We start from the raw sequence: 1821 nt of genomic DNA, 5'->3' as shown, positions 1-1821 counted from the left end.
CCACCCCAACGAACGACGACCCAACGGGAAGAGCACAGCAGAGCCCAGCGCCGCCCGGCCATGCACCCACGACGGCGCCCGGGGAGGCCTGCTCCCCGGGCGCCGTGGACGGGTCCGCGTCAGCGCAGCGGGCCGGTCACACCCTCGGCCGCGGCCAGGGCACGGCCGGAGGCGATGAACTCCACGGTGGCCTCGATCTCCGGGGAGAGGTAGCGGTCCTCGCCCGGGCCCTGCACGGTCTCGCGCAGCGCGGCGATGACGGCACCCGTGGCCGGCGACGGCGCCACCGGCGACTCGGCCGAGCCACGCTCGACGCCGCGCAGCTCGATGCCGCGCGCGGCGGTGTACAGCTCGATGGCCAGCACGCGGCGCAGCGCGTCCACGGTGCGGCGCAGCTTGCGGGCGGCCGACCACCCCATCGACACGTGGTCCTCCTGCATGGCCGAGGACGGGATGGAGTCCACGCTCGCCGGCACCGCGAGGCGCTTGAGCTCGCTCACCAAAGCGGCCTGCGTGTACTGGGCGATCATCAGACCCGAGTCCGTGCCCGGGTCCTCGGCCAGGAAGGCGTTGAGGCCGTTGTTGCGGGCCGGGTCCAGGAAGCGGTCGGTGCGGCGCTCGGCCACGCTCGCCAGGTCGGCGGCGGGGATGGCCAGGAAGTCCAGTACGTAGGCCAGCGGGGCGCCGTGGAAGTTGCCGTTGGACTCCACGCGGCCGTCGGCCAGCACGGCCGGGTTGTCCACCGCGGCGGCCAGCTCGGAGGTGGCCACCGTCTCGGCGTGGCGCAGGGTGTCGCGCAGGCCGGAGGCCACCTGCGGGGCGCAGCGCAGCGAGTACGCGTCCTGCACCAGGGAGCAGTCGTCCTTGTGGGACTGCACGATGTCGGAACCCGCCAGCACCGCGCGGAGGTTGGCCGCGGAGTCGGCCTGACCGGCCTGCGGGCGCAGGGCCTGCAGGTCCTCGGCGAACACGGCGTCGGTGCCCAGGAGACCCTCGATGCTCATGGCGGCGGTCACGTCGGCCACGCTCGCCAGGTGGCGCAGGTCCGCCATCGCCATGAGCAGCTGGCCGAGCATGCCGTCGGTGCCGTTGATGAGGGCCAGGCCCTCCTTCTCGCGCAGCTCGGCGGGCTCCACGCCCACCGCGGCCAGCGCGGCGCCGGCCGGCTGCACGGCACCGGTGGAGACGCCGCGCTCGTCCACCTGCTCGGCGGAGCCCACGCGCACCTCGCCCTCGCCCATGACGGCCAGCGCGCAGTGCGCCAGCGGGGCCAGGTCGCCCGAGCAGCCCAGCGAACCGAACTCGCGCACCACCGGGGTGATGCCGTGGTTGAGCAGGTCGGCGTAGACCTGCGCGGCCTCCGGGGAGACACCGGTGCGGCCGGTGGCCAGGGTGTGCAGGCGCAGCAGGATCGTGGCGCGCACCACCTCGCGCTCCACCTCGGGGCCGGAGGAGGCCGCGTGGGAGCGCACCAGGCCCACCTGCAGGCGAGAGCGCTTCTCGGTGGGGATGGAGGTGTTGGCCAGCGCGCCGAACCCGGTGGAGATGCCGTAGTGCGGGGTGGTGTCGTCGGCCAGGGCGTCCACGCGCTCACGTGCGGCGCGGATGGCGGCGACGGCCTCGTCACCCAGCTCCACCCGGGCGTCGTGGCGGGCCACGGCGATGACCTCGGTGGGCGTCAGCGGGGCCGGGCTGAGGACCACGGTCTGCGGGGCGTCGGTGGGGGCGGGGGTCGCGATCGGCGTCATGCGCACATCGAACCGCGCCGCCGGGAGCGGGGCCAGCGACGCAGCAGGGGCGGTGTCCCAGATCTGGGACACC

The 1821-nt window shown here is 75.0% G+C and carries 1 protein-coding gene; it reads right to left on the bottom strand.

Annotation, left to right across the window (positions count from 1 at the left end; genetic code table 11):
- Nucleotides 1-119: 119 nt before the first annotated feature.
- Entirely contained in the window at nucleotides 120-1748 is a 1629-nt protein-coding gene (hutH, locus tag HMPREF3099_RS07410; protein WP_083323604.1) for a histidine ammonia-lyase, read from the bottom strand.
- Nucleotides 1749-1821: the final 73 nt, after the last annotated feature.

The organism is Kytococcus sp. HMSC28H12 (assembly GCF_001816045.1).
GTDB lineage: Bacteria > Actinomycetota > Actinomycetes > Actinomycetales > Dermatophilaceae > Kytococcus > Kytococcus schroeteri.
The sequence above is the reverse complement of the archived record's forward strand: the minus strand, read 5'-3'. Positions and strand labels throughout refer to the sequence as shown.

Coding starts and splice junctions, on each gene's coding strand:
- hutH (WP_083323604.1), bottom strand. CDS start 1,748: ATGACGCCGATCGCGACCCCCGCCCCCACCGACGCCCCGCAGACCGTG.